The sequence below is a fragment of the endosymbiont of Galathealinum brachiosum genome, assembly GCA_003349885.1.
In the GTDB taxonomy this organism is placed as follows: domain Bacteria; phylum Pseudomonadota; class Gammaproteobacteria; order SZUA-229; family SZUA-229; genus SZUA-229.
In genome coordinates this window covers 176,110-201,156 of sequence record QFXC01000013.1, presented here as the reverse complement: position 1 = coordinate 201,156, position 25,047 = coordinate 176,110, and the positions used below count along the sequence as shown (strand labels likewise).

Sequence of the window (25,047 nt, the reverse complement as noted above, 5' to 3'; positions counted from 1 at the left end):
TTTATTAAGTTGGTTGATAAAGAAGTCTCCGAGCAACAAGCTGTCATCAATCAGAAGATTGATAAAGCACAACACCGGATTGCAGAGCTGGAGAACCAACTGCGCCTGGTGGATATTGAGCTCGAAGATTTATTTCAGGATAGACAGCAATATATTCTACTCAGCGAAATTAGTGATCGACTTGATAAATTAAATAAACTGGGAGGAGCCTGTCTTTTCTGGGGTGAAGGTTGTGATGTAGAAGAGTCTATGGCTCATTATCATCGTGTAGATAACCTGGTTATTAATTACGATGAAAAAGTTAAGGGTGTACAGAAGCACCGTGAATTAATTAAAGAAGATATTCAGAGCGTTATAGCTCAGATTAATATTCTGCATGAAGAAATTCTTGTTGTTCAGGAGCGAGCAGAAGAGAGACTTACTGAATTTGTCATTGAACGTGAAATGACAGTGCATCCTTATCGTCCAATGATAATGCCATGGACGACACAGGGTGATGATGAAAAACGTTTCCGTAAGATAATGCTAATCACGCTGTTGTTTACACTGGTTCTAGGTTATCTCATTCCGTTATGGGATTTACCGCTACAAACCCGTGATGAATTAACAGAGGTGCCTGAGCGTCTGGCCAAATTAATGGTGAAAAAACAACCACCACCGCCACCGCCTAAAGTACAGCCTAAACTTGAAAAGCTGGATAAGAAAGACAAGAAACCAAGAAAAGATGTGCCTAAGCCCAAAACCGAGAAGGCTAAAAAAGCGCGTAAAGTAGCAGAAACAGCTGGTTTACTTGCATTTAAGGACAACTTCTCTGAATTGATGGATAGTTCTGTTGATCAGAAATTAGGTTCGCAGGCCCGATTAAGCAATAAAGGTCAGAAGGCTCGTAAAGTCAGTCGTTCGTTAGTGACTGCACAGGCTGAAGGGGCTTCAGGTGGCATCAGTACATCTTCATTGAGTCGAAATACCGGTAGTGGTGGTAAGAGTATCGGTGGCGTAGGATTTTCTCGAGTTGAAAGTGCAATTGGTAGCGATTTCTTTGGTGAAGAGCGTCCGCTTAGTGATGGGCCTGGCCCATCAAGAACTGATGAAGAGATTCAAATTGTATTCGATCGATATAAAGCCGCGCTTTATCGAATATATAATCGTGAATTACGCAAGAACCCGACTCTGCAAGGCAAGTTAGTGCTTAAGTTGACGATAGAGACAAATGGTAAGGTTTCAGCCTGTAGTCTGGAATCAAGTGATATGGAAGCACCAGCGCTTGAGAAGAAAATTGTTGAGCGCGTGAAGAAATTCAATTTTGGTGCAAAAGAAGGTGTTCCTGCGATTACAATTTTATATCCAATTGACTTCCTGCCTGCAACTTAGAAAAGTTAGTGAAAGTGTTTTTAGGCGCTGTGCAGGGGTGATTTTAAATATCTATTTTTATATGTACGTAGTAACAGATAATTCTATACGGTTTTGTAGTGCTAGTGTTTCGGATTCCTGCTCTTATATATCAGTTCTGTAGTGAGCTATCTCTGCAGTATCCAGATTTCCTGTTTAAATATCCAATGTTAGTGAATTAATTATAATAAGGTGTTTTTTGAATGTCGGTTGTCGTGATTTGATCAGCTAATGATAAAAAAGTGTTCCATAATTTAAACTGATTATCAGAGTATTTATTTAGTTTTTGCTATGAGTGCTTATCTGGCGGTGAATTTACAAAAAGCGTACGAGTGTTGTCTTTTTCTAGTGTAAGTAGAATAAATATCTAAAAGTGGTTAAATAAAACTGGTTTACATGGCATACATATACTAAACTTCCTAAAAAACAATAACTTATACGGTTTATCTAAAATAAATATTAATATTCTTTTTTGAGTATGTTTTCACAGAATCAGGGAGTGTAAAGATGTATCATTGGCGCGGTAACTAATTGATAAAAGAGGGAAAACTGGATTTGGCAAATATAAAAGAAGAATAGATGTTTTTAGAAACAATGACAAGGATTAGGGATTCTGTACTGATTACTAGCGTAATTATCGGTGCGGTTTTTTTATTGTCTGTAGAAAATGTCTATGCAGTTGCCAGTTTAAACCTTTCTACTTCATTTGAATCTGCTGACCCCGCCCGTGGAAATGCGTCGATGGATTCAGCGGGAACCTGGGACGGGGTTCGTGAAGTTACAGACGGTGACCCCACCGGTAGCCCCGCAACTCTTTTTCCTCAACCCGATGGCGGTGATGATTTTATATTAACGGTCGTTAATGCCGCAGGTGCTGGTGCAGCAAACACTGCATTTGATATAGATATTAGTGTTAATGTTCCCGCCGGTTTCAGGCTGCCTACATCCACTATGGTTGTTCAGGCTGATGCAACAGCAGGTGCCTGTGCTGATTTAAGCTTTAATGCAAGGCAGCCGGGAGGGACGGGTGCGTTAATTGTCTTTGATGTGCCAAATAATACGGATATTGATGCAGGTTGTACTTATGAGTTTCACTTAGGTTTAACGACTAATGATCAGGTTACCTTTGCACCCACCGGATTACAGGATGTCACGTTTAACTTTACTTATAATGAAACAAATAATAATAATCAGGTAATACTCCCGCCTATTTCTGAAAGTATTCAGGTCAATCCAGTCAACGCGCTTGAGTTACAGGTGATTAAAACTGCAACTACCACGGTTGCAGCAAACGGTGAGCCGGTCATTTTCAATGTATTGATTAGAAATCTGGCTTCCAGTGGTATGTTTGATGTAGAGCTTACCGATTTATTGGGAGCTAACTTAATACCTGCTCCACCCACTCCTCTTATTGCTCCTGTTGCAGCTCCAGGTTTACCGCCCGGTTCACTAACGGGCAATCAATATACATTTGAATACCTGGCCGCCGGGCAGGAGGTAAACCTTACTATTACATCTGAAGCATCGGTTGTTACCACAAGCACAAGCTGTCCCGTGATGAATAATAACGCATCGGTAGAAGAGCGTACCGGTGTAAGTGGCAGTGGTTTTGCAGAAGTAGATTTTAGTCTTACAGATTCATTGCAGCTTACCCACGATCTTGTGAACAGTTTCTGTGAGTTATGTGGTTTAGGTACAGTGAGACTAACTGCCGAGAATATTGGTGGTATTTCTTTAGACAATGTCATTCTATATGAAGATCTGGGAAGTTCAGGCCTTACATTTGTTCCTGGTACGGTCTTTATTTCTATAGATGGCGGACCACTTGTCCCAGCGGCTAACCCTGAGCCTGACCCGCTTGATGCAGCTAACCAGCAGCGTTTCAGATGGACGCCAGCTCTGGTTCCTGAATTAACGCTAATTGATAGTCCTTTTGCTGTAACACCAACAGCACCAGTTAGTATTGAGTTTGTTTTTCAGGTGCAACGTATTACCGGTCTTAGTGAAGAGCAGTTGGTTTTTGAAAATCGTAATATTCAACCTGAAGCAGATTATGACCTGAGTTGTAATAATGTTGCGCAAGCGGTAACGGGGGCTCTGGTTGAACTACCTATTAGACAACCTCATCCACAGGTAACCAAACTGGGTAGAAATGTTGATGCGGGTATGGCGGTTGGTGATTATGCACCGTTGGTAGCGGGGCATATTGAAGACAGTATTATCTGGCGTGTGGAAACACAAAATACGGGTCTTGCAGGTCTTGAAGATCTGGAGATGGATGATTTTATTACCGGCGGTAATTTTGATATTAACTGGGTCTGTAATTCTGAAGCAACGGCAACCGCGGCTGCTGCTGTTATTTCTAGTGGTTCAACACCCGCAGGTTGTATACCCGCTACTGCTGGTCCGTTTGCGAGTAGTGTTCCAAATTTAGATATAGATGATACAACTGATGGTCCGGCCAGCACTTCTGCTTCTGGTTTTGGTAATCCAAACAATGATGAACCGGTAACGTATGTTGATGTTGCGCCAAATTCAGCCAGTGCATTTATTTATTATGTTGGTCGTATACAGTCAGCCTGTTCTTTGAATCCGACAAACACAGCAAATATTGAATGGGGTTGTGAAGGCGATGGCGATTCAGGTGGTTTATTTACACCAGCAAGTAATAATGGGGTTACACCTGCATTTAATATAGAAAGTATTGCAATATTTAATGCACAGGTCGATACCGCAGGCCTTGATATTCAACAGGCTGTTACCGGTGTTAATACTGCGCAGCCGGTGGGCAGCACGGGTTTTGTTACAATTCAAATAACCAATTTAACCGGATCAACCATTCGTGATTTAGTGATTCAGGATATTTTACCGGTTGGTCAATATGTGGTTGATTCAACCTTCACACCGACCGCAGTTGTTACACCTGCCTTTGGTGCATACGATGGCATGATTGACACCATTACGTCGGATATCGATACAACTCCGGCAAATCTGTTAAATAATATTGAGCCTACTTTTACATTAACAAGTAGTACTCAGCGAGCTGTTTCAACTGTTGCAGGTGATGATCGAAATCTGTTAAGAGAGGGTGATGTATTAACTTTACAATTTAGAATTGTATTAATAGAAGCATCACGATATGACCTTGCTGCGGACATTAATGTCGCACCGGAAGTGCAGGCTGATAATACAGATCCGGATAGTGATTTTAGTATTTCTAATACGGTAACGGTTGATTACAGTAATATCTGTTCTCCAGTTAATTCACCTCAGGCAATAGATACTCAGAGTTTCCCTGTTGATGTTGAAGATCTGGATGTGGATATTTCAGATGCGTTATTTATTTTAACAAATGATGTTAATACACCGCTTACGCTAAATGTTTTACTGACTAATAATGGTGGGCATGATGCAGATAATCATGTGACTTATGTGACATTTGGTCAGGCTATGACGGTGCAAACGATTGCACCAGGTTGTGGTGTAGCACCTGTTGCGAACCCGCCACCACACCCGTTATTAAATACACCGGCGTTTATACCAGCTTCAGCAAGTGTATATGCATGTGACCGAGGTGTGCTTGCACCCGGTGTAACAGAAACCTTCAGTTTTGATGTTATAAAAAATACGGTTGGTTCACCTCTGGATGACTTAACATTCCGTGCAGATGTGGTCGGTGAAGTGACATTAAGTGATGGCGCTGCATTGACTTTACCTGCACCAGCATCACTAGCCATTACAACGCCTAATCAGCAATTAGCAAATAATTATACTCTGGATTCTATTCGCTCTCGCGTACTGGGTTTTAACTTAACTCACACAGTCTGGTATTGCACAGAAAGTGGAACAGCAGAACCCTTTACACCAACACAGTTTGATGACTTTCTTGCTTATCCTTTACCCGTAGAGTTAGATACACAAATTGGTGAAGACTGTCATAGTTTTATTGAGTCCGGTGGCTGGTTTGGTTTCCTAACACCCGGTTTTGATTTAATTGCAATAAGAGATATTGAAGTTACCGCAGGTATGGAAGGTGTGCCTGCAGTGAATGGCGGACAGGGTTTAGGTCTTATTCCGTTTGCAGGTGCTACTGTTTATGATTTTCATGATACGGATCAGGATACGGTAGCTAACCCAACACCTGATGTTATTTTAAACGGTGTGAATGGTGGCGCCTCTACAACATCATTAGATCAATCACCCATTGTCTGGCAGCATAATAATAATGCGGGTCAGGATATTACAGAAAAAGATAAGTTTTTCCGCGTTAATTATAAAACCCGATTACTTAATGATGATGTTGACCTGGCGTATCCAGTGCCGGGTGGATTTAATCAAAACCTACATGGCAGAATAAGTTCAAATATTGTAACTACCTCTTTCCATGCAATTTTTGAAGATGATACCAGTGCAATAAATATTGATCTTTTAGTTGATGAAACAACCCCCTTTCCTGGTTATCCCGTGCAGGCCGTGCGTCAGATTGATTTAACTGATGTTGAACCTAATTTACTGGTTACAAAAACAGTGTGTAATGAAACTGTTACCCTGTCTCAGGAAAATCATAATCTTGGAACTTCATGTAGCACTTATCAGCAAACATTAAATAATGGTGATACAAATGACTCATATGTGTATCGAATCAGTCTTATAAATGAATCGCCAACTACACCTGGAAGGTCACCTGCTTATGATGTGGTTGTGACTGATGTGTTAGATGCCAGTGACTTAATGTTAATTGAAGATTTCTTAACTGATAATCTTGATAACGATGGTGATGGTGACATTGATGAAGCAGATGAAGGAACCATACTGACAGATAATATTCTGGATAATGGAAATCCGGCTCAAATTGAATTTGATTTTAATGATGTCAATACAGTGACAGCGGCGGCAAATAGATCTTTATTGCAAATTGATGCGGGTCAGGAAGTTTTGCTTTATTACAGAGTAAACCCAAGTGATGCAATTGCACCCTTACAGCCACTTACGAATGTTGTATCAACATCTTATGATAGTTTAGTTGGTGACTCTGGTAATCAGAATACACCGCAATTATTAAATACTGAAAACACATCACCGAATGAAACTGGTCGTGCTCGTATTTATACGGCAATTGATAATAATGCAATTGTGCGTATGTTACCGTTGCAATCACAGCCTAAAATAATAACTGCAACATCCAATACGCCATTAACTGCTGACCCATCTCCACAAAATCAAAGTGTGGTAGTTGGTGAAGAAGTTCGTTATGAGTTACAGGCGATTATTCCTGTTACTGATTTAGATGATTTTGTTATTACGGATGAGTTACCTCATGGTATGCGTTGTGTTGCAACGAATTATCCAGCTATAAACCTGACAACAGATCCGGCCTATACGGGTGCTAGTTTTTCTCCGGGTGGTCCAATTACACCGGTGTGTACCCGTGGTACCCCTGGTACAGCTCAACGGGATGTTATTGTCTGGAACTTTGGTAATCAGGAAGTGCGAAGTGGTCCAGTAGGTGGTTTTGATTTCAGGGTTGATTTTGTTGCCCGTGTAGAAAATACAACGGTAACCGTTGATCCTGACGCAACAGTTGATGACGCGACTTTTGTCAATGAGTGCGCATTGTTAAATGGTGGTAGTTTAGGAAGTGGGGCGGTTACTGCACCGACAGCCTGTTCTTCAGATCCGACTCTGGCTAGACTGACGTATACAGAAACCTTCTCTACTGGCTCATCGAATACAGAAACGATTAATTATGCAGCACAACGACTGGTTTTACGTGAACCACAAGTTGTTATTACAAAAGAATTTTTACCGGTGGTTAATGCGGATGCACAAGATGTGTTAACGGTAAATGTAAGTGTGGTAAATAACGGAACCGCACCTGCTTACAATGTGCAGATTTTAGATGATTTAAGTTTAGTTAAATTTAATTATGTTTTAAATTCAGAAGCGACATCGGGGTTACCTGATGCATCGGTTCCTGACTTTGTTGATCTTGCATTAAGTAATGATCAGCCAGTATTTAACTGGGATAATCCGGCGAGCGCAGGTTACCAACTTGACCCGGGTGAATCGGTTAGTTTTGTTTTTGAAGTGGAAGTTGATCGAGTTGCGCAAGGGCCGCAGTTAACCACGGATCCACATGAGGTTGAGCCTCACGATGTTATTTTAAATAACCTTGAAGTTCGCTGGACATCTTTACCTGATTTAAATACAGCCTTAAATGTATCCGGAGCAATAGCTGCCGATGGTGAGCCTTTAGGTATGCGTAATGGTCAGCTTACGGGTGTTGCTCCGGTATCAACTGATCCACCAAATAATTATAATAATAACAATACATCTTCTGTTGAAGTGCCTTCGTTGGTTTTCTCCAAAACAGATCTAAACCCGGCTGTGCCACCGCAACCGGATACAGTGACCATTGGTGAACATAAACAGTTTGAATTAGTTATTGGTTTTCCTGAGGGCATCACTAATGCGCTGACTGTAGTGGATGACCTTAATGTAACCGGTTTAAATTATGTTATTGAAAACGAACCGGGTTTTGAAATCACTTATGACTTCACTGATATTTTTAGTATTAATTCGACAGACATTACCGCAATGGCAGCGGCAGATGTTGAAGCGCTATTTACTGCGTTTCCGGATGATGGAGATGTTTCAGGTCTGGGTACCGCAACGTGGAATATAGGTAGTGTTGATACTGAAGCGGAAGATGACCAGCTTACAAATGCAAATAACCCCAGCATAACAATCAACTATTTTGCTCGTGTAGATAATGATGTAAATACCAATGCGGGCAGCACATTACAAAATTCGGCCAACCTGACATATAACAATGTAGATCCTGCGGGTGGCTTTACTCAAACAACGAATCTTCAAACAGTTGTTGAGCCGCAATTAATAGTCACAAGAACAGTTGTTAATACAACTAAACCTGTGCCTTTGGTGCCTGTAAATCCACCTGATGCGGGTGATGTTTTAGAGTACACAATTGAAATTCGTCATGATCCGGCTGTTGCAGTTGCGCTGCAATCAACCGCCTTTGATTTAAATATTCAGGAAAATCTTCCTATCGGTGTGAGCTTAACCGGCGTACCTGTTATTACAATAGATGGAAATCCGGTGGGTGATGTAACACCGCTGGCTGGTGTAAATACACTTGCCTGGGGACGTACTAATACCAGTATAACGCCGGGCGGTGATGAAACACTGGATCTTGTTTTTGATCAGGTAAACGATACCGGTGAAGTGCTTGTATTAACATATAGCGTAACAGTAGATGCTATTGTTCAGCCGAATCAGGATTTAAATGGCACGGTAGTTGTTGACTGGACATCACTACAGGATGCAAGTCCACTGGAAAGAACTGGCCCGGGTGGAGCTGCCTGTACTATTGTGGATCAGAATGACTATTGTGTATCGGATGATGCGCCGCTTCTTGTACCGAACCCGGCCATTATTACTAAAACAGCTGATAACGATACCTTTGATGATGTTAATTATTCAACGGCAAATGATGGTGTTTTGAGAATAGGTGATACGGTTGAATACACCTTAACGTTTAATTTAAATGAAGGTACAACAGCAAATGTTGTGCTGGAAGATACCTTGCCAGCGGGCATGATTTATTTCAGTCTGGTTTCTGTGAATGGTGATACGGGAACCGGTGTAGCACCTAATAGGACATTTAGTGATGCAGCCGTGCCATTTACATATGTTGGTGGTGATATTGATGAAGCGGTTGATGTTTCAGTTGTTGGAAATGTCGCGACCTTTACTATTGGTAATGTTATCGCTGACTCGGATAATGTATTAACCAATAATGAGTTTGTCGTTATTTATACTGCGCAGGTTGTGCAGGGGATTTTAGCTCAGTCTCCTACAACGGTTGCTCTGGCTAATTCAATAAATCTGAATCATGATGATGTTAATGGTGCTCAGGCCGTAACACCACAATCTAATAGCATTGAAAGTATAACTGCAAGACAACCACAGATATTGCTTACCGATATTACTAAAGAACGTTATTTAACTGCTGCATTTACGGGCACATTAATTCCGAGCGGTTCACCTGCCGCTTCAGGCTCTACGATTTATTATCGTTTACAGGCATGTAACTCAGGTGATGCACCTGCTTATGATGTAGTGATTGTAGATGATCTTGATCCAGTGCCCGGGGTTGTGATTCCACCTCTTCCAGCGTCAAATGAATTTGATTTAGGCAGTGTTTCGGTTCCTGTTGTTCGTGTAAATAATGTGCTGGCTACTGAAGGTGCATTAGCTGATTACACTTATGTTTTAGCCGGTAGTGTAATGACCTTTACTTTTAATGGTATCGAGTTACCACCGGGTAATAGCTGTATCGAAATAGATTACAGTGTGGATGTGGATGCTGGACTGGCTGGTGGTAACTCCTGGGATAATAGTTTCCTTGTAGATAGTTATGCCTCAATTAATGCATCGGATGTCAATGTAGATATTGTTGCACAACGTGAAATCTATACTGATGATATTGGCCCGGTTTTATTTAATCAACATAACATTAATCCAATTGAAGACTTATCTAAAACCTTTACTGATATCAATCGACCAGATGTTAACCCTGCACCGATAACTGCACGGGACCCAACATTTGCAGCAGTGGGTGAGCTGATTACGTATCAAATTATTGTTCCAGATACAGGCATGAATGGCACCATGCATAATGTAGAAGTTATTGATGATATGGATCCCAGTCTTTCTTTGGAAAGTGTAACGCTGGTGAGTGCAGTGACTACTGATTATGGTTTTGATTTGCCATTAACAGAAACGATTTCTTTTACAGGCAGGGGCACTAATCAGGTTCGTATACAGTTAGATGGCCCATTGATCGGTTTGGAAAGAGCGACAATTAATGTTGTAGCCAGAGTGGATAATAATGTTAATGCCAATCAGGCAACACCCGCTTTTGGTAATGGTGCGCGGTTTGAATTTGCTAATAGTGATGGCGGTACAAAGATACTGGGTGGAAGTGGTTTAACCAGTGTTATTAATGATGTTTCTATTGTTGAACCGCAAATGGATATCACGCTTCCTTCGCCTCCTAACAATGGACCAAGAATTGAAGTAAATAATTTAACTAAACCTTCTGCAACTGATCCACCAGATGCGGGTGACATTTTAGAATACACAGTTACTTACACATTCCTGGGTGGTGCAGCGAATGATCTGTTCTCGGATGCATATGATGTAAGTTTCACGAGTGATGTGGGTTCGGGGTTAGAATTCTTAAATAATGTAAGTACAAGTCATGGCACAATTTCGGCACCGAATAGAACGGGAAATGTTCTGACCTGGAATGTTGCGAATGGAACTGATATTGATGTTCCAGAAGGTGTTACAGCGACCATCGTTTACCAGCTACAAGTAAGTGACAGTGCATTAGCGAACCAGACTTTAACTAACAGTACAGTTATTCGCTGGACCAGTCTTGATGATGATATTACAGATGAAGGTGGTGAACGTAACGGTAACGGTGGATTAAACGATTACTTTAGTCCAACCCTTGTTACTTCAGTTATAACAACCGATACCAATGTATTTAATAAGGCTTATCTGAGTGATACCTCACCGCAATTAAATGTTTTAAATATACCGAGTGATGTGCGAATTGGTGATGTGGTTGATTATCAGATCACACTTAATTTACAGGAAGGCACAAGTGCTGCGGTTGAGTTAAGAGACACTCTGCCACAGGGTTTACAGTTTGAAGGTATTGTTACTATCAATGGTTTAGATGATAGTGGTGATAATGATTTCGATCCGAATCCTGCATTTAATTTTATACACCCGGTTTACACTCAGGCTACAGCCAGTGTAAGTGGTGATCCAAATACTGGTTCCAGTGTTGTAACCTGGACATTAGGTGATTTAACTAATACCGGTTTTGCAGCAGCACCAGATGACGGCAATAATGATTTTGTTATTGTCTATCGTACACGTGTGCTTGATCATCCAACGCTACAGCCGATTTCTAATCCGCTAAGTAATATTCCATTACTAAACGCAATTGTTTTTGATTACGGTATTAATGGTGGTGTTACTCAATCGCAGAATGATAGTGAAACCATTACACTGCAACAACCTAATCTGAGTGTTGTTAAAGACTCTACTCAGGAATTTGGTGATGTTAATATTGTCGCGCAGGAACTGATAACGTATACCGTTGATATTACCAATAATGGTCAATCACCCGCATATGACGTACTTCTTGAAGACACCTTGCCTGTCGGTTTACGCAAAGGTGTTATTACTGTTCTTGATACGCAAGTTCCAATTGGTACGGATGTACCTGATTTAAATCCTGTTTATGATCCGCTTATCGATCCAACTACTGGCCCGGCAACCGGTCTGGTGAAATGGAACTTTGATAATGGTGGGCCTTATTCTATTCCAGTTGGCGAAACGTTACGTCTGGTATTCCAGGTTGCTGCTGATGATGACATAGGTGCAGGTTTAACGAGTATTGTTAATAACGCAACGGCAACACGTTATTACTCATTTGATAATAACTCAACACCTGTCAATGGCGTAGTTACCGGTGTACGTGAAGTGTATGGTCCAAGTGATACCGCATTGTCGCTAACTACTTTAATAACTCCTGCGCCAACTGCACTGGAAAAAGCCAATACAGTATTAACTGCATCCATTGGTGTGCCATTTAGTTACACCATCACAGTACCAGGCACACCCGTTGGTAGTGCCCTGTTTGATGTGAGAATACTGGACGATCTGCAACCATTATCTCCTAATGTGGAATTAATATTTGTTGATGTACAGAAAGTTTCTCCAGCGGGAACCTGGGTGCCGGTTAATACAGGTACACCAACAAATATCGTAATTGAAGATATAACCAATGGTATTGATATTTCCGCCAATGAGCAGGCAGTCATTGAGTTAACTGTTGTATTACGAAATCATACTAACAACCAGAACGGTGATACCTTTAGTAACGTTGCGAGTTATACCTTTAACTCAGGTGATAACAATGTTGGTTCGCAAGCAGATGGCGGATCGGATTCTGATGTAGCCATGACAGTTGTTGAACCAACAGAGTTGACGTTACAAAAAACAGGTTTAGGTGGAACAGGTGCGGTTGGTAATCCGGTAATTATGCAGTTTGGCGTGCCGGAACCTTTTGTTCTTGATGTGCAGAATATTGGAGCGGGTCCTGCGTATGATATAACGGTTACTGATTTATTATCCAAACCAGCTACCGGTGGAGGTATGTGTGACACGTCACCGGTTGTTTTAAATGCTCAGGTCTTTGCGGCTGACGGGATAACGCCTGTGAGTAATTTATTACTTGAAGGCACTGATTTTGTAACGGTTTATAATCCGGCACCCGTTTGTACGTTTGTAATTAGCATGACATCTGCGGATGCAGAGCTGTTACCGTTAAATCGTTTAATCATAAATTATGAAATGCATCTTGATGTGGGTAATTTAAATGGATCATTACTCAATAATGTTGCTGCTGCTTCTCAGTGGTTTAGTGCGGATACACCAACGGGTGTCGTAACAGGTGAAATCAGAAGTTATGACCGTGTTAGTAGTACTGTTTCACCGGGCACAATTAATGTAGTTGATTTTGAAGATGTGGCGCAAATTCTTGTTCAGGCACCTGAACTGGTTATTGAGAAAAGAGTGTTTGATACAGTAACGAATGCTCAGGCTTTTACTGCAGAACCCGGCGATGATATTCGTTATGAAATTACCATTAGTAATGTGGGGCCGATTGCAGCGGCTAACTTCTCATTAACCGATGAGGCTGATCGCCTTAATGGTCTGGGTTTCTTTGTTCCCGGAACGATGGCACAGATTAATGTTTCACAACCAACAGCAGATATAAGTAATACAGATATTAATGCGGGTAATAACGCCGCGGGTATTCTGGATGTTCGTAATCTTAATTTATCAGAACTTGCCGGTGGTAATGATAGTTTAGTTATTGATTTTGAAATGACATTACAGGCTGTCATTGATGGTGGTTTGATTGTTGAAAATCAGGCAGAAGTGGAACTGGTTGGTTTTAATACTTTGCTGTCGGATGATCCGGATATTACAGGTGTGGATAATCCAACTCGAACAATTATTGGTTCTACACCGACGTTCCGTCTGTTAAAAACATCACAGGATATTACCGGTGATGCGAATGTCCTGGATGCGGGAGATATTTTACGTTACACCATAACGGCGCAAAATATTGGTGCTGAAAATTCGATCAATACATTATTGCGTGATCAGATACCAGCTAATACAGCTTATGTTGCAAACACGACTACGTTAAATGGTTCGCCGGTTGTAGATATCGTTGCAGGTGTTACGCCATTACAGGACGGAATTTTAATTAATGCATTAGAAGATTTAACGCCGGGTAATATGCGTGCGGATGGTCTTGCTACTACAAATATTGCAACCATTACATTTGATGTACTAGTTGATGTAAATGTAGTGAACGGTACGGTTGTATCGAATCAGGCATTTGTCGGTGGTGATGGTTTTGGTAGTGGCCCATTCTCGGAACAGCATTCTGATGACCCGGATACAGAAATATTTGGTGATCCTACGCGTGATGTTGTGGGTAATGTAGCCATTATTGATGCACAGGCAACTGTCGAATTAATTGTAGATGGTACTGTTATTGAGCAGGTTGATCCGGGTGATACATTACGTTACACCGTCACTATTAGTAACTCGGGTACCATACCAGCAACCAGCGTTCAGTTATTTGATACTGTATCCAGTTCAGTTCCTTTATTAGTTAATGGTGTTCCAGTTGATACGGATTATGTGCAGGATAGTACATTCCTGAACGGAGTTTTATTGGCTGATATAAGTGGAAACTCGCCACTTATATTTAACACCGGTATAGATATAAGTTCTGCAGACCAGACTCCACCGGTGCAGGGTGATGTTAATGCCGATGGCATACTGTCAGCAGGTCAGTCAGCGATATTAATTTATGATGTAATTGTTGATGCAGCATCCGTTTCTGGCGATGTGATTATAAATCAGTTGCAGGTTGTTAGTGCCGAGTTCCCGGATGAGTTTACTGATGCAGATGGTAATGACTTAAATGGTGACCAACCAACAGAAACCATTGTTGGTAATTCACAGTTATTAAGTATTAGTAAAGATGTTTTTGTTGTGGGTGGTGGTACAGCTCAACCGGGCGCCATGCTTGAATACTTCGTACGGGTTGAAAATATTGGTAACAGTTCGATAGATTTATCTAGCGGCAGTCCTCAGGTATTAAAACTATTTGATAATATTGATCAGGCAGATTTAACGTATGTGCCTGGCTCTGCAAGATTAAACGGTGTAGTTGATCCGAATCTTGTATTCAGCTCACCACGTCTGGTGGTTAATTATGATGATAGTAAACGTGCAACCAGTACAACGTATATGTTTGAACCGGGAGATCAGTTTACCGTCAGGTATCTTGCGCAAATAAATACAGCGGCTCAACAGGGAACCAATATTATTAATACGGTTGCGGTTGACTGGGGCGCGCCTAGCCTGTTACCTGTAGATAACAGTACATTAATTAGCTGTTCTGATTTCACACAGAATGTAGATGCCTGTGCCTCAGTTGGTTTGGCAGTGGGTGGCGCACCGGGTGTTGCAACCTTATCTGGTAGTTTATGGCACGATGCAAATTTAGATGAAAGTCGGGATACAGTTGAACGTGCGCTTGATGGCTGGGAAGTAGAAATTTATTTTGGTGCCGGTACGATTAATCCAGGTGATTATCTGGATTCTGTATTTACAGATGTAAATGGTAATTACAGTATTCTTGGTCTGGTACCAAATGATGGTGACGTGCTGAATTATGCTTTACGTTTTCGTCCGCCCGGAGCCTCTACGGATACTGCATCTTTAGGCACGGTACTTTCTCCATTCTTTACCGGTAATGGTTTGCAGACCTTAAGTGCATTTGAAGTATCACAAAGTTCGCATATACCAGGTATTAATTTACCAATCCAGCCAAATGGTGTGATTTATGATGCGGTATTAAGGTCACCTGTACCAGCTGCAGTTATACAGATGGTGGATGATAGTGGTGTTGAACTTCCAGTTAGCTGCTTTGATGATCCAGCCCAACAGAATCAACGAACAGTTCTTAATGGTTATTATAAGTTTGAATTAAATTTCAGCCAGCCAGAGTGTCCGATTGGTGCTGATTACACAGTTAATGTATTTGCACCTGCGGGTTATTTTGATGACGATAACGATCCGAATACGCCAAATGTTTCAGCAATTATACCGCCGTTATTTGCGTTAACTGATCCTGCATTTGATGCGGTTAGTTGCCCGAATGATCCGCTACCAACACTTGAGTGTGAAGTGCAACAATCTGAGTTTGCTCCACCTGTTTCAATTGCACCACGTGCGACAGAAACAAATTATTATCAGAAATTCACATTTAATAATGGTGTTGGTGATGATCAGATATTTAATAATCATATAGCAGTTGATCCGATACTGGTTGATGCAGTTTCAATTTCTAAAGTGTCATCAATGGTTAATGTAACGCGCAGTCAGTTAGTGCCTTATACCATTACATTGAGTAATACATTACCTGCGCCGATTTATGATTTAAATGTTGTTGATCTGTTCCCGCCCGGATTTAAATATATTGCCGGTTCAGGACGTATTCAACAGGGTAATGGTGCATGGATTAAATCAGAGCCAATATATAGTCAGGGTGTAACAGGATTACCTGCAACGACATTACAGAATGATATAGATTTAAATGAAATTACAGGTGTAGATAATCAGGCTGAATTTAATGATATAGCACGACTGTTAACCTGGAATGATATTGGAACGATTGATGCAAACTCAAGCATTAGCGTTAAGTTGTTACTGGTAGTCGGCTCAGGTGTCGGTGAAGGTGAGTATGTTAATCGTGCGGTAGTAACCAATACTCAAACCACAGGTGCTGCCTCTGGTGTTGCGTCGGCAACGGTTCGAGTAGTTCCAGATCCGACATTTGACTGCTCGGATGTCATTGGTAAAGTGTTTGATGATAAGAACCTGAATGCTTATCAGGATGAAGGTGAGGAAGGTGTTCCGGGTGCGCGTGTTGTTACCGCGAAAGGTCTGGAGATTACAGCGGATGCGCATGGTCGCTTCCATTTAACCTGTGCGGTTATACCAAACCCTGATCGTGGTTCTAATTTTATAATGAAACTTGATGAGCGTAGCTTACCAAGCGGCTACAGGTTAACGACTGAAAACCCACGTGTGGTTCGCGCTACTCGCGGTAAGATGGTGAAAATCAATTTTGGTGCGGCAATACATCGCGTTGTTCGTCTTGATATGGCAGACGCTGTATTTGAAGAAAATAGCACTGAAATGCGACCACAGTGGCTGCCAAGGTTAGATATATTAATTACCGAGCTTGCCAAAGATCCATCATTATTACGCTTGTCATATCTAGCTGAAAATGAAACAGAGTCAGAAGTAAATGATCGATTAAATGCAGTTAAAGAAGAAATTGAAAAACGTTGGGAAGATCTAAATTGCTGTTATCAGTTAATGATCGAAACAGAAGTTTTCTGGCGTAAAGGTGGACCGGTAAACAGGGGGGCATTTGATGAATAATCTGTCTCTCAAACTAACAGGTCTATCTGTGGTTATGTTGATGATGTGTTCATCAGTTAATGCAGAAACCAGCTGGCAGGATTTGCTGGAATTTAATCAAAGTCCGGAAGGTCAGGTAGAAGAACAGCCATTAACACTGGAGTCACATGATGTTGGAGAAAATACCGAACAGCATTTGCCGCCTGCAGCTGTATTTAACTTATGGATACAGGATGAAACCTTCTTCCGCCCGAAAGAAGAAGATCGAATTGAAATTCAGAAAGTTTTAGAGAAAGATGCGAAAACATTTAAACTTGAGAATGCGATAGAGCCTATTTCTTTTAGCTCAGGTCAGGAAGTTATACCTGATCAGTTTGTTAATAAATTAAAACAGCTTCTGGATACAATGAAAAGCCGTGCCAACGTACGGGTACATTTTGTTGGTCATAGTGACAATGATGCATTAGGTATTACGTCAAAAGCAAAGTATGGCGATAATATTGGTCTTTCACGGGCACGTGCTGAAACAACTGCTGAATTTTTCCAAAGAGTATTAGATTTACCACCTGAATCTGTTTCATATGATGGTGTGGGTTCTTCACAGCCTATTGCAAGTAATAACACGGCAGCGGGAAAAGCAAAAAATAGACGCGTAGAAGTACAGATCTGGTATGACGAAATTAAAGAATACGTGATAGAAAAAGAAGTGGTGGTAGAAGCACCAAAGCTCAATCGTATTAAAGTTTGCCGAAAAGAAACAGTATGTAAATTGCGTTATAAAGAAGGTAACGCAAAACGTGCACGTTTGCGAAATCTGGTTTCCCCTTTACGTCTGGGAGAAGGGCAGTCTGAAATACCTGAAGACTTTATACGTGAGATTAAAGAAGTATTACAAAATCTGCGTGATAAAGAGAATGTGCTGGTTCGTTTTGTTGGCCATACAGATAACCTGCCGTTAACTGATCGTCAGTTACGTATTTATGGGAAACATGTTGCTTTATCAAAAGCACGTGCAAGACGTGTTGCATTGGGTATTGCCGATGTGCTCGGTCTACCCAATACAGCAGTGGGCAGTGATGGAAAAGGTGAAACACGACCGGTTGCATCTAATGATACTGAAAAAGGTCGTTCTTTAAATCGTAGAGTTGAAGTTGAATTCTGGCATGATGATCCGTTCCAGAATTTTACGGCTGAGGCACAGGCCTGTCCTGAAAAAGCCGCATCTGAAACAATTACCCTGAACTATGATCCACCAACCGGTCCGATTAAGTCTATTCGTCTGCAACAGGGTGAACCGATTATTTCACCAGCGTATACAAATCGTCTGAAACAGTTAATGGGGGAGATAACCGATCGCTCAAATGTAAGGTTGAGTTTTATTGGTTACACAGATAATCAACGTTTATCTAGACGTACAGCCATGGTGTATGGTGATGATATCGGTTTATCAACAGCACGTGCTCGTAAAGTAATGGATACAATTAAAACACAACTTGATTTATCTGATGAGCAGGTTGAGTTTGAAGGGCGTGGTTTTGTACATTCTAAAGATGTAGTCAGCACAGGTTTTGTTCAGTTTGATAGTTCACGTGTTGAAGTACAAATTGTTTATGACGAACTGGCTATTCTGGAAGAAGATGAAGGTCTGGATATAACGCGTATTAATCGGGAAGCCGTTGCGCAAACGCCGTATGCATTAAATTTAATGCGTATTTCAGTTGATGGTGAACCGATTCATGATCCATATAAAAATATTGCTGATTTACAACGTTGTACTGATGTTGCGTTAGAAGATGCAGAAATTCAGTTTAAATTTGATAATTTAAAATTACAGCCCAGATTAAATATAACGGCCTGGCCTAATAGTGTTCGATATCAAGATATTGAAGAAACAGAAGAGCAGGAAAATAAAGTTTACTTTAAGTCTTACAGTAACTATCAGGATTATATAGTTAAATCTGAAATAAGAATTTTTGAAGAAGAACAATCTACACGAGATGCGGCATTGATTGTTATTCCTGTTGATGAACATGGCAATGCAGAATGGCTAGCAACATTTGATGAATTTGAAGGTCCTACTAAAAAATTAAAATATTTATTACGCGTGTATGACGGTAAAAATAATTACGATGAAACAAAAGCGTTACCTTTATGGTTGCTTGAAAATTTACAGGCATTAGATAATGCTGAACCCGTAGATGTCGATAATGAATTACTGGTTGGTTATGGCGAAACTCATTTGCATAGACAGACCATTCCATTGCAGGGTGGTACCGTTACGGTTAATGGAGATAATATTCCAAAGGATCACACGGTCTGGTTAGCAGGAAGAAAATTACCTGTTAATGAGGATGGCGATTTTGTAAATGATGAAATTTTCCGTCCTGGTTTACATACTGTCGAAGTCGCGGTGCTTGATAAAGAAGGTAATGGTGAATTATTTTTACGAGAACTTGAACTAAAGAAAAGTGACTGGTTTTATGTTGGTATCGCTGATGTGACACTGGCAAAAGATAATACAACCGGGCCAGCAAATATAGTTACACAAGATACAACGCATTATGAGAATGAATTAAATACGGATGGTTATCTGGCTTTTTATGTGGATGGTAAGTTTGGAGAAGGCTGGCAGTTAACTGCGAGTGCAGATACTGGTGAAGGTCCGATTGATGAAATATTCAGTAACTTTATGGAAAAAACACCTGATGCTCTGTTCCGCAGAATAGACCCGGATTATTTTTATCCTACTTTTGGTGATGATAGTACGGTTGTTGAGAATGCACCAACCTCGGGTAAGTTTTTTGTAAAAGTACAACGTCAGTCAGATTATGCCTTATGGGGTAACTTCCTGACCGAGTATGTTGATACGGATCTTGCGCACATTGATCGTGGTTTATATGGTGTAAATGGACATTATGAGAGTAAGGACGTAACGGCATTTGGAGAGAAAAAGTTTATTGTTGATGGTTTTGCAGCAGAGCCCGGTACGATTGGTGGGCGTGATGAGTTCAGGGGAACCGGTGGTTCATTATATTTCTTGCGTCATCTCGATATCATGGGTGGGTCTGATCGAATTCGAGTTGAAGTGCGTGATAAAGACTCCGGAATTGTACTGGGTGTAAAACAACTGATACCCGCACTTGATTATGATATTGATTATATTCAGGGTCGAGTGTTATTAAGTCAGCCACTGTCATCAACAGCCACTGATAGTCTTATCGTTGATAATGGTTCTTTAAGTGGTAACCCGGTATTTCTGGTTGTTCGTTATGAATATTCTCCCGGATTTCAGGAGCTAGATGATGTTGCTATAGGTGGTCGAGCTCATTACTGGATTAATGATAGCGTTAAAATTGGTGCAACCATTAGCTCACAGGAAGAAGAGGTTGAAGAAAGTACTTTAAATGCAATTGATATTACCATCCGTAAAAATGCGGGTACCTGGTTGAAATTCGAAGCAGCTGAAACAGAAGGTGCTGGTAGTGAGTCGCTTGGTTCTAGTGATGGTGGTTTTAATTTTAATGAACTCGATACAGGCCTAACCGTTGGTAGTAAAGCTAGTGCATACAGAATTGACTCTAATTTACGCTTAACAGATGCGATTGAAGGTTTGCGAGGTAATGCTAATTTTTATGTGCAGGAAAGAGAAGCTGGGTACTCTGCACCTGGTCAGTTAACGGCCAACGATATTCAGCAGTTTGGTGGTACTTTAAATATGCCATTAACTGAGAGTATTAATTTGAATGTAAAAGCGGATGTTAAAGATCAGGATTTATCCCTTAAAACAGAAAATGCAGATGTGAATGTTAGTTACAGGTTGAATCCAAACTGGGAAATAAGCAGTGGCGTTCGCATTGATACTCGTGAAGATAATTCAACTAATATTGCAGCCACTCAAAAGCAGGGTAATCGTACGGATATTGCGGTTGATGCAACTTATAACTCATTAGAAAACTGGACAGCTTATGGTTTCGTTCAGGGGACTGCAAATGCCACGGGTAATCGAGATGAAAATAGCCGTGTTGGGACTGGCGCCACTGTACGAGTGACAGATCGATTTAATGTTGAAGGTGAATTATCTGCAGGTGATACGGGTACCGGTGCACGTGTAGGCACAGATTACCTTGTTAGTGATCGAACAAATGTATATATGAGTTATGCACTGGATAATGAACGATCTGATACCGGTGTACGTGCGCGTAAGGGTAATATGGCAACAGGTTTCCGTAGTCGATATAGTGATACGACGAGTGTTTATGGTGAAGAGCGTTACTCTCATGGTGATGTGCCAACCGGTCTAACCCATGCGATGGGTGTCGATATTGCTCCTAATGACCGATGGACATACGGTGTAAGTGCAGAAGCGGGTACCTTAAAAGATCAACAAACAGCAGCTGAGACTGATCGACTGGCTCTAGGTTTTGTGTTGGGTTATGAGCATAATGCAATAAAGTACACAGGTGCAGTTGAGTATCGTGATGATGCGTTAGAAAATGCAGATTTAACCGAAACTGAACAGAAAACATGGCTGTTTAAAAATACCTTCCGTTATCAGATTAATCCGGACTGGCGCTTTATTGGAAAGCTGAATTATTCTGATAGCGAAAGCTCTGAAGGTGATTTTTATGATGGAGAGTTTAAAGAATACATTATCGGTTATGGTTATAGACCAATACGTAATGATCGCTGGAATACATTATTTAAATATACCTATTTCTTCAATGTACCGTCTTCCAGTCAGGAACTGGTCGGTGTTGGTGCCACTGACTTTTTACAGAAAACAAATATTTTTGCTGTAGATACTATATATGACTTAAATCGCCGCTGGAGTCTTGGTGGTAAATACGCATATCGTTTAGGTCAGGTTGCTCAGGGTCGAGATAATCCGGAATTTTTTGATAGTACAGCCAGTTTATATGTTGTAAGAGCGGACTGGCATTTTGTGCATCGTTGGGATGTATTGATGGAGGCACGTCTATTGGATTTGCCAGATGCAGAAGATAGAAAATCGGGTTCTTTATTTGGTGTTTATCGTCATATTGGTAAAAACATTAAGTTTGGCGTAGGATATAATTTTACTGATTTTTCTGATGACTTAACGGATCTGGATTATGATAGTAAAGGCTTCTTTATCAACCTGATAGCAAAAATTTAATATAGATTTGTATGCTAATATTCTGATAAAAGAGACTTAGTCTTTTTGTGGTATATAAACAGGATTAAAGCTGTTAAGAAAAGTATTATATTTAATCCTTGGTCTATACTCTGAAAAACAAAGTGTATAGTTGACAGCAAATAATAATAATTAATATAGCTGGAATAAAAATGAAAAATATATGTGCCATATTCTTTATCTTGTTGTTATCTACAAAAGCCAATGCAGAAGGCTTTTTTGATAATACTATCTTTGGTATCGCTTTTATCAATCAAAATGTTGATATCGAAGTGACTGGAACCAATGCGGGGTCTTTCTCAGACAGTGGTAGTGGTTTAGGTTTGTATCTTGATAAGTATTATAAAAAGAAATATCGATTTAATAGTACATTGAGTTATGTTACTTACGATACATTTGATATAACAGAGCTGATTTTTTCTGCTGATTATCTCGTTCCGGTAAGCCCACAAATAAGTTTTTTTGGCGGAGCTGCATTAGGTGGTGCGTTACAAACATTTAGTGATTCAAGTGCAAGTGATGGTGCGCTTGGTGCTGTTTATGGTGTTCAGCTTGGTGGTATTGTTTTTATTAATAATAATTTAATGCTGGAGGCCGGTTATCGTTTGCGCCCAACTAGTATAGAAACAGAAATAACAGGTTCTACAGATATTGTCACAATAGATGATTTAAGTGAAACCTATATAAGTCTTTTGTTGATGTTTTAACAGGATTTAATTAAGTGCCCGAAACGAAGAGGAAATCTCGGCTTATCTTTATGGGGGTGAAGGTGTTACTTGAGGTTATTCGTGGTTAGAAAAATAACGCTTCGAATAGATTAATAAAAAATGAGTCAGTATTTTTGTTTTCTTCTTTTCTTATAGCTTGAGCCCGCTCATAATGAATTTCAGAAGAGGTATCCATTCCCATTTCTTCTAACTCTTTAGAGTGTCTTTCGTGGAATTGAATTTGTCTGTAATTATAATCACTTCTTTCCCCTGATGTCATGTTCTTACCTGATGAGCATGATAATATAACGCAGGAAAATAAAAATATTGTAAGAATAGACTTCATGTATTTCCTTATACTGTGTTTTAACTAAATGATGAATGGAAAGTTGTAGTAATTTAAAAAAAGCTCTCAGGTACTTTGCGTTTTACCAGAGCCTCTAATAATGCCAGCTCAACATCGGTATGATTTAACATCCCAGTTTCGATGATGCATTTACCATTCTGAGGTTCTTTGTAAATATATTTGGGCGCATGATGAGTTGATACTACGGTTTCAGTTTCATCTGTACTTGTAGCACTTGTTTCAATAGAACCATAACAGCAACAGGCATATGTTTTTTCTTCTTCGGCTTCTATGTATACCCCTGTACCCCGAATGCCTATTGTTGCTGTTTGTGTATTAAGCGTAAGTTGTTTTTTTTCGGGTCTTTTTCCAAATACGGAAAGCAATTTGCCACTAATAATGCGAATTCCGGATAAAAAATCAATATCACCTGTTAATTCCATTTTGCTGTCACTTCGTAATACAAATGCATCTTCGCCAACAGCAAAAATAATATGGCTGTTTCTTCCCGTTTCAATAGTGGATTTGCTGGTAACAAATGTAAACGGGTTTACTTTGTGGCCATCTACTTTGACATCGCCGCGAAAATCAAAAACAGACTTTCCCGGTAATAGGTCTTTAGGTATGTTGCTTAATGACCATGCAGATAGTGGCAACATTGTAGAAGTTGCTGCTAAAGCCCCTCCAGTTAAAGATTTAATTAGAAAATGACGACGTTGACTGTTGCAACCATTATTACTGCACATAAATATACCCTTTAAAATATTATTTATTAGTGGTTTTTCTTAATTTTATGCATCTCTATTGATTGAGAAATCATAACTACAAGCGATAAGATAACTGTATGATATGTAATATAGACTATAGTTCTTGTGATAATTGTGATATTTGAAGTGTGTGAAGTTAATCACAGTGATTTGATTATATATGGCTAATTAATACTTCGAACGGGTAGTGCTTTAAGGTCATTTGCTTAAATTTAATACATTCCATAATTTTTATGATTTTGCAGTTTTCTTTTTTAGGTGATCCTCGATAGCTTTTGCGGCAGCAATAAAACCAAATGTTGCTGTAACGTGTGTAGAAGAACCAAAACCAAGTTCACAATCCAGATGTACCCCTTTAACCCCCGGTTTTGCGTAATCAACCCCCCCGTCATCTTTAGGATATTGTTGTTGTTGAGTCGAATAAACACATTTGATACCAAATAGACGTTTTGGGTTTCTGGTGTAATTGTAATGATATCGTAATTCGGAGCGGACTTTTGCGGCCAGCGGATCATTCCATGTTTTAGATAAATCAGAAATCGTGATCATGGTGGGGTCGGTTAAGCCACCTGCACCACCTGTTGTGATAATGGGGATTTTGTTGCGTTTACAATAATAAATAATAGCGCACTTAAATATAATGCTATCGATAGCGTCAATTACATAATCATAATTTTGTTGTAGGTATTTTTGACAGTTTGTCTTTGTAATAAAATCATCAATAATATTGACCTTACATTCAGGATTGATTTGTTTGATTCTTGATGCCATTGTTTCAACTTTTGACTCATTAATCGTATTACTTAATGAATGTATTTGGCGGTTAATATTGCTGGCTGCAATATCATCATGGTCAATTAACGTGATTTGCCCTATACCTGTACGTGCAAGAGATTCAGCTGCCCAGGACCCGACACCCCCTATTCCGATTACGCAGAAGTGTGAATGTTGGAGAATATTAAAAGCCTGCTGGCCATAGAGGCGGGATATGCCGCCGAATCGGTTTTCGTAGTCGCTCATTTTTAATCGTAAGTCGTA

The 25,047-nt window shown here is 40.3% G+C and carries 7 protein-coding genes; 4 read left to right on the top strand and 3 right to left on the bottom strand.

Annotated elements, in window-relative coordinates; all coding sequences use genetic code 11:
• Nucleotides 1-9 precede the first annotated feature (9 nt).
• From DIZ80_13710 to DIZ80_13695, 4 genes are all read left to right on the top strand, one after another.
• Nucleotides 10-1,371 (top strand): energy transducer TonB, encoded by a 1,362-nt coding sequence (locus DIZ80_13710; GenBank protein ID RDH81168.1) that lies wholly within the window; start codon nucleotides 10-12, stop codon nucleotides 1,369-1,371.
• A 597-nt stretch (nucleotides 1,372-1,968) separates the two neighbouring features.
• On the top strand, nucleotides 1,969-17,037 hold the full coding sequence (locus DIZ80_13705; GenBank protein RDH81167.1) for a hypothetical protein: 15,069 nt from the start codon (nucleotides 1,969-1,971) through the stop codon (nucleotides 17,035-17,037).
• Nucleotides 17,030-22,171, top strand: a complete 5,142-nt coding sequence (locus DIZ80_13700) for a flagellar motor protein MotB (GenBank protein RDH81166.1) — start codon at nucleotides 17,030-17,032, stop codon at nucleotides 22,169-22,171. Before DIZ80_13705 ends, DIZ80_13700 begins: the two co-directional genes overlap by 8 nt.
• A gap of 170 nt (nucleotides 22,172-22,341) precedes the next feature.
• Nucleotides 22,342-22,896 (top strand): hypothetical protein, encoded by a 555-nt coding sequence (locus DIZ80_13695; protein ID RDH81165.1) that lies wholly within the window; start codon nucleotides 22,342-22,344, stop codon nucleotides 22,894-22,896.
• 85 nt (nucleotides 22,897-22,981) lie between these two features.
• Here DIZ80_13695 and DIZ80_13690 read toward each other — a convergent pair whose 3' ends face one another.
• From DIZ80_13690 to DIZ80_13680, 3 genes are all read right to left on the bottom strand, one after another.
• A complete protein-coding gene (locus DIZ80_13690) occupies nucleotides 22,982-23,176 on the bottom strand; it encodes a hypothetical protein (GenBank protein RDH81164.1) in 195 nt (64 codons plus the stop codon).
• 119 nt (nucleotides 23,177-23,295) lie between these two features.
• Nucleotides 23,296-23,988, bottom strand: a complete 693-nt coding sequence (locus tag DIZ80_13685; protein RDH81163.1) for a hypothetical protein — start codon at nucleotides 23,986-23,988, stop codon at nucleotides 23,296-23,298.
• Between the two features lie 252 nt (nucleotides 23,989-24,240).
• Nucleotides 24,241-25,029, bottom strand: a complete 789-nt coding sequence (locus tag DIZ80_13680) for a tRNA cyclic N6-threonylcarbamoyladenosine(37) synthase TcdA (protein RDH81162.1) — start codon at nucleotides 25,027-25,029, stop codon at nucleotides 24,241-24,243.
• Nucleotides 25,030-25,047: the final 18 nt, after the last annotated feature.

Excerpts from the sequence above, each read along its gene's own strand:
- DIZ80_13705 (RDH81167.1), top strand. The coding sequence starts at position 1,969 with ATGTTTTTAGAAACAATGACAAGGATTAGGGATTCTGTACTGATTACT.
- DIZ80_13700 (RDH81166.1), top strand. The coding sequence starts at position 17,030 with ATGAATAATCTGTCTCTCAAACTAACAGGTCTATCTGTGGTTATGTTG.
- DIZ80_13695 (RDH81165.1), top strand. The coding sequence starts at position 22,342 with ATGAAAAATATATGTGCCATATTCTTTATCTTGTTGTTATCTACAAAA.
- DIZ80_13690 (RDH81164.1), bottom strand. The coding sequence starts at position 23,176 with ATGACATCAGGGGAAAGAAGTGATTATAATTACAGACAAATTCAATTC.
- DIZ80_13685 (RDH81163.1), bottom strand. The coding sequence starts at position 23,988 with ATGTGCAGTAATAATGGTTGCAACAGTCAACGTCGTCATTTTCTAATT.
- DIZ80_13680 (RDH81162.1), bottom strand. The coding sequence starts at position 25,029 with ATGAGCGACTACGAAAACCGATTCGGCGGCATATCCCGCCTCTATGGC.